Source organism: Pseudoalteromonas sp. CO325X (genome assembly GCF_004208955.1).
Lineage (GTDB): Bacteria > Pseudomonadota > Gammaproteobacteria > Enterobacterales > Alteromonadaceae > Pseudoalteromonas > Pseudoalteromonas ruthenica.
The window spans coordinates 587,231-593,470 of record NZ_SGPG01000014.1; the positions used below are offsets into that span (position 1 = coordinate 587,231).

Sequence of the window (6,240 nt, forward strand, 5' to 3'; positions counted from 1 at the left end):
TGCCCACCTCTGCTTTTTTTTGGCTATCCATCGCGCGCTGCTCGGCTTTGACCGATAAACGATGACCGCCGCGCGCAATAATGGTATCTTTTGCGCCATTTGTGACTCCAAGGACAATAACAGGTATGAGTAAAGCAGTCTCATCTGACATGCCAGAACAACAAAAGGGGTGGTTTAATCGCTTTTTAGCAACGGTCGAGTTTCTCGGCAACCTGCTGCCTCACCCTATCACTTTATTTGCACTTTTTTGTGTCGCCATTGTGGTTATCAGCGGCATAGCCGACTGGGCCGGCCTCAGCGCCATAGACCCACGCCCTGAAGGAGCTAAAGGACGCGATCCAGATGGTGTTATCGAAGTCGTGAGCTTATTTAGTGCCGAAGGCTTGCGCCGCATTTTTGAAGGGTTAGTGACTAACTTTACCGGGTTTGCGCCGCTAGGCACAGTATTAGTGGCCTTACTGGGGGTGAGCGTCGCTGAACATTCTGGACTACTGTCGGCAGCCATGCGCGGCATGGTGATGGGTGCCTCTAAACGGTTAGTGACGTTTATGGTGGTGTTTGCTGCGATATTGTCAAATACCGCATCAGAGCTTGGTTATGTGGTACTTATTCCCCTTGCAGCAATGATTTTCCACAGCCTTGGGCGCCACCCTCTGGCCGGTTTAGCGGCGGCGTTTGCCGGGGTTTCCGGTGGCTACAGCGCCAACCTTTTATTGGGCACCATTGACCCATTGTTAGCAGGGATCACCACCCCAGCGGCACAAATGATTGACCCTGACTACCAAGTGGGCGCTGAGGCCAACTATTACTTTATGTTTGTATCGGTGTTCATGATTGCCATCTTAGGCACTTGGGTCACGGAAAAAATCGTTGAGCCGCGCTTGGGTAAATATGACCCCAGTGAAGCCAGCATTGATTTGGGCGAGAATAAAATCGACCACCTGAGCAAAAAGGAAAAAACCGGCCTCAAATGGGCAGGTCTTTCGTTTGTGCTTATTGGTGTAATTTTAGCGTTCACCATTATCCCCGATGACGGTATCTTGCGTCATCAAGAGACCGGCGAAGTAAAAGGTTCCCCGTTCTTAGAAGGCATTGTGGTGATCATATTTATCACCTTTGCTATTCCTGGGTTTGTTTACGGCCGTGTGGTTGGCTCAATGAAGAATGACCGCGATATTATTGATGCTATGAGCAAAAGTATGGGCTCGATGGGCATGTATATCGTTCTGGTGTTTTTCGCTGCGCAGTTTGTCGCCTTCTTCAAATGGACCAACCTCGGTACCATCTTAGCGGTGAATGGTGCTGCCTTGTTGCAAGCGCTTAACCTGACCGGGCCTGAGGTGTTTGTGTTCTTTATTCTTATGTGTGCCATGGTGAACTTGAGTCTCGGTTCATCATCAGCGCAATGGGCGGTAACCGCGCCTATCTTCGTTCCTATGCTGATGCTTATTGGTTATGCCCCGGAAACAATCCAAGCCGCCTACCGCATTGGCGACTCGGTGACGAACCTTATCACCCCGATGATGAGTTATTTTGGCCTCATACTTGCGGTAGCCACCAAGTATAAAAAGAATATGGGGATTGGCACCCTCGTCGCGACCATGCTGCCTTACAGTATGCTGTTCTTCCTCGGTTGGGTATGTTTGTTCTATTTATGGGTGTTTGTGCTCGGCATGCCAGTAGGCCCAGGCTCGCCCACCTACTATCAACCTTAAATAAGAAAAGCCGGCCTTTATGCCGGCTTTTTTGTATTTGCCCACATAAAGAAAGAGAAAAAGGGGTAATGCGACATTGCAGAGCAGTCGCATTAGCGTAAAAGCTCAGCGAAATCGCGACGTAAAAACTTCTTTCTGAAAGCGCAAGCTGGCGCTAAAAAACCATAAGGACAACATTGATGAACCTTAAATATTCTACAACATCCTCAGTATTAGCTTTGTGTGCGCTCTGTTTGTCAGCTTGCCAGGCGCCTACGGTAAATGAGCAGGCAAGGCAAACGCGCTGGATAAACCCCGATGTGTTTGATGCATCAAAGCATACCGACGGTAGCTCATACAGTTTTGAATTTGACATGACGTTCACTGCTGTGAATGGCGAAAATGTAACCGTCACAAACTGCCTTGAATTAGCTCTGTTTGGTGAGGACCGAGTTAGTGCACCAGAATATACTTACTGGCAGTCAATAAAGATCGACTGCGAAGTAGTGGAAAGATTTTATCTTAGCTCCGAAAACGCTGTAAGCTTTTGGCCTAAGTCATTTGACTATGAGCTAATTAAACAGTTTCCAGCAACTGCGATTCCCTATCTGGGCGGTCAAGCGCTCGATGGGCGCACTGGCACGCTTTCAGCTTATGACGCCAGCCTTAAGTTTGTAGAAAAAAAGAATAACAATCAGATTCATGTGGAAGTCGACGATATGGATGTGTATTACGTTCAGGTGGCGCGCGCAGATTTTAATCGAGACGGCATTCAAGATATTTTTGTTCGTATGGATTGGTATGTGAAAGATGCGTTTGGTAAAGGAATCGATTGGGTGGTGTTAACGAAACTATCACCCGATGCAGCCCCCATGATGCTTTGGCGAAAATAGAGTACAGAAAATGGGGGGGGTGTGATCTAACAGACGGTTCCAGGCAGACGCCCAAGCCTAGGCTCTTTTTGTGGTTTCGCTGTGCTCAATATTCCCCCAAGACGTGTTTAAGCGAATTACTCAAAGAGCGAACTTCGGCCGTTCAAAATTGCTTTTCTATTTCGTCAAAGTATATTGCTTGCATAGTCAGGAAAACGACCCAATTGCTTGTTTTTGTCCTGAGACAAAAGCTAGAACCACTGCATTTTAGTAGTAATGGCAATTAGTTAAGAAGTTTGTTACAAATGAGTTATTCAGAAAAGCGAGCGACGCTGTAGTAGAAAAACGCGCGATTCGCTCGCTATAAGCATGTTAGTTTTCTTATCAACAAGGATAGAAATGGATACTTTCATTGAATTTGTAAAATCAGACATTGGGGTCACGCTGGCTTGGCTTTGTACTGTAGGAAGTACCTTATTTGCTGTGATTACATCAAAGAAAAATAAACAGTTAAAAATAGAAATTGGTGAAATAACCAAAGAATTTAACAGTAGATAATAGTCAGGATAGTGTTATGCAAAACGGCCAGAAGAATGTATATACAAAGAACAACTCTGGCGGCATGAAAATTGACATGTAAGGACTAAATCTTGACCATAGGAAATGAAGGGGGTAACCCCCCTGTAAATAAAACAGTTCAAGTTAAACGTAATGCTGGAAATATCATAATCGGGGATTCTCCCGAATATGAGATCAGCTCGGCTATAAATGAATTGCTAAAGTCGTTAGCTAATAAGCCGTTTACGTTTAAGAAAAACAGAAGACGCCCGTCCTCTGAAACAGTTGTGAAGATTCAGCACAATAATCTTAAAGCTAAAAGTCATATCATAAAACAATACCTAGATCATTCCTCAAAAGTAGAGGAAGCCTATTCTGAGATAGACTCACTGATAACTTTTGGAAAAGATACAATTCTGCAAAATTTAAACGATTTATATTATCTTGCTTTAGACGCTGTTGAAATAGACTATCTAACTTGTGATATAGACATAGCTAAAATTAGAGAAAATTCAGAGTTCATTTTGGACTTTATTATTCAAAGGTTAAAAAACACTGTATTTGAGTCAAAAAATACGCCAGCTTACAAAGAGCATATTGAATTGGGTGTTAATGTCGTCGTCGCTCATGCTTTTATTGAGTGCATAATTATGGAAAATCCAACTGATGATTCCTAGAAATGGTTGTGACCCAGAAATAAACATTGTAAGTATCGGGGCAAAAATTCTAAAGAAATTGGCAGAGGAAAATTCGTCCTTGGATGTGATACTCACTGACTTTTCTTCAGAACTTAAAGTGTCGATTGATCACATTATATTGTCATTAGATTGGTTGTTTGCAATTAGGGCTATAGGGATTAATGGAACAGAGGTTTTTATAAATGAAGCTTGTTAGCCTTGAAATAAAGATAAATAGCGAAGTAAAAAGATTGGTTAAATTCGAAACAGGCCTTAACCTCATCACAAACAAGCCTAATTCTGGTCGCACAGGAAACAGTGTCGGAAAATCAACATTATCAAGAGTAGTTGATTTTCTAATGCTAGGAAGCATAGATAATATTTACATCGATGAAGAGTTCAAAAAGCCAAACCTTGAAATACAAACGCTTTTTAAGAACAACTTTGTAACTGCTTCTCTCAGTTTCTTTGACTTCTCAAACAAAATTAATCAAATTTCTCGAAATCTATGTATTGATGGAGAATCTGAATCAAAATTTTGGGTAAATGGTGAAATTGTTGAAGAAAAGGGATATGAGTCATTTATTCAGGATAAAATCTTTAATATACCTACTAGAAGGCCTTCTGTTCGAGCTGTAGCGCCTAAATTTATTAGAAATGACAGTCATAGAATGTTGAGTACGACCAAGTTTCTTGATAAACGACAAGGACCAAAAGATTACAGCGAACTTTTTTTATACCTTTTCGGCTTCAACAATACGTCTCTACTTACAGAGAAAAGAGATGCAACGAACCTGGTTAATAGACGAAAAAGGAATTCCACTTCAATCAATGCTCTAGTGAAAGAGCAAAAGCCAAAAAGTGAGATCAAGAAATATAAGGCAGATGCTAAAGAGCTAGAGAGCAACCTTTTAACATTCGAATACTCGCCAGAATATTCGAATCCAATAGAAAGGCTTTCAGAACTGCAAGCAAAAGAAGATCGATATACCGAAGAACTTCTATCAATACAGCGAAAAGTAGACAATATCAACCATACTATCGAGCTATTATCCAAAGACAAAGATGGTTATTTAATCAACGAGCTTAAAGCTATATATAGTTTCTCTGGTGTAGCTATTGATGGAGCTTTAAAAGAACTTGAAGACGTTATTTTATTCCATAGAAATCTCGTTGAAAAAAAGAGGCACTTTCTTACGATTGACTTGCCTAAATTGAATGAGGAATCTGAAGGCCTTCAAGCAGAGCTCAGTTCAATAAGGAAAGATAAGTTGCAAGTTTTTTCTGATATGAGGTCCAAGGAAAGCTTAGATAATGTGACTAAAAATCTGAAACGCCTTGGTGAGCTTAAAGTTGAGCTTGGAAAGTTAGAAGGGCTAATGGAGCAGCAATCCAAGGCAAAATTAGATCAAACTGAAGCTGAAGCTCAATTGCAAAAAATTCTTGAGGCTATTTCCAAAGAGATTGACAATGTTTATGAGTTTGAGAAAAAATTCAATACACATTTAGGTTCTCTTACCAAAAGCCTTCACGATGAACAATACAGCATAGACTTAGAATTCAATAAGGATAGCGGTGTTTGTTCTATAGAGCTCAATAACTCAGCAACTAATCCTGAAGGTGGGAAGAAGAAAGCTGAAGTCATTGCTTTTGATTTTGCATATATACATGCCATTAATGAGTTAAAGCTAAATCGACCAAATTTTATATTTCATGACAGTATTGAGGATATTGACAAAAAACAGATTGAAGATATTTTCAAAGAAGCAAAGAAGCTCCCGGGTCAACAGATTCTGTCAATGCTATCAGATAAAATATCAGAAGAAACTTACAAGAAGATATCCAAAAATGTAATCTTATCTCTTGATGAGGATGAAAAGTTCTTTTGTGTTTAAACAAAAACTAACAAGTCAAATCACTCGGACGCAGCAAAACTGCGCCGGTGTTTGAAGCGTTATATGAATCTTGAGTATGATTGAAATCGTCATCGTAATTTTCGTTGGTTTTATCTTGATAAAAGCGGTTCGTCATTCGCGAAAAGTTAACAAAGATTTCTCTCAACTTGATAAACCACAAAAAGATGAGTTGGTTGAATTAGTCAATTCCAATCCAAAAAGGTATTTTCTGTCAGGCGGTTCATTTACAAAATTGCCGAAGCCGTTGGCAGTCGTCGGAAATATACTAGCTATTTGTGTAATTTTGTTTTTTGTGGTCTTATTTATCGCAGCACTTTCATAGCGTTATTGGTTTAAATTCATATAACAATTCAATAATGGCATGAACGCAAAACGCATGGCTTGCGCTCCTTCGCCGGCAAGTATTGCCATGCATTTATGCGCCCCGCATAGAGGCGTTAAGTTAAAGGACTTACCCAAAAAAAGTAGACACCTTCTATAGTTAGAAAAGAGGTGTCTCATGACTAAAAAGAAAAGAACCCAG

Annotated in this window: 6 protein-coding genes; all 6 read left to right on the plus strand. The window is 40.8% G+C overall.

The features are described 5' to 3' along the window. Positions 1-125 precede the first annotated feature (125 nt). The 6 genes from EXT46_RS08025 (at position 126) to EXT46_RS08050 (ending at position 6,039) form a co-directional block, all read left to right on the plus strand. Positions 126-1,715 (plus strand): AbgT family transporter, encoded by a 1,590-nt coding sequence (locus EXT46_RS08025; protein WP_130146500.1) that lies wholly within the window; start codon positions 126-128, stop codon positions 1,713-1,715. A 179-nt stretch (positions 1,716-1,894) separates the two neighbouring features. Then, positions 1,895-2,587: a hypothetical protein gene (locus EXT46_RS08030; RefSeq protein ID WP_130146502.1), complete on the plus strand. Its 693-nt coding sequence runs from the start codon at positions 1,895-1,897 to the stop codon at positions 2,585-2,587. A gap of 378 nt (positions 2,588-2,965) precedes the next feature. Further along, positions 2,966-3,124: a hypothetical protein gene (locus EXT46_RS18880; RefSeq protein WP_165381090.1), complete on the plus strand. Its 159-nt coding sequence runs from the start codon at positions 2,966-2,968 to the stop codon at positions 3,122-3,124. Between the two features lie 92 nt (positions 3,125-3,216). Beyond that, complete coding sequence (locus EXT46_RS08035; RefSeq protein WP_130146504.1) at positions 3,217-3,801, plus strand: ABC-three component system protein; 585 nt, start codon at positions 3,217-3,219, stop codon at positions 3,799-3,801. A 203-nt stretch (positions 3,802-4,004) separates the two neighbouring features. Continuing rightward, on the plus strand, positions 4,005-5,696 hold the full coding sequence (locus EXT46_RS08045; protein ID WP_130146508.1) for a DUF2326 domain-containing protein: 1,692 nt from the start codon (positions 4,005-4,007) through the stop codon (positions 5,694-5,696). A 76-nt stretch (positions 5,697-5,772) separates the two neighbouring features. After that, positions 5,773-6,039 carry a hypothetical protein gene (locus EXT46_RS08050; RefSeq protein WP_130146510.1) on the plus strand — a complete coding sequence of 89 codons (267 nt, stop codon included), beginning with the start codon at positions 5,773-5,775 and terminating at the stop codon, positions 6,037-6,039. Positions 6,040-6,240 lie beyond the last annotated feature (201 nt).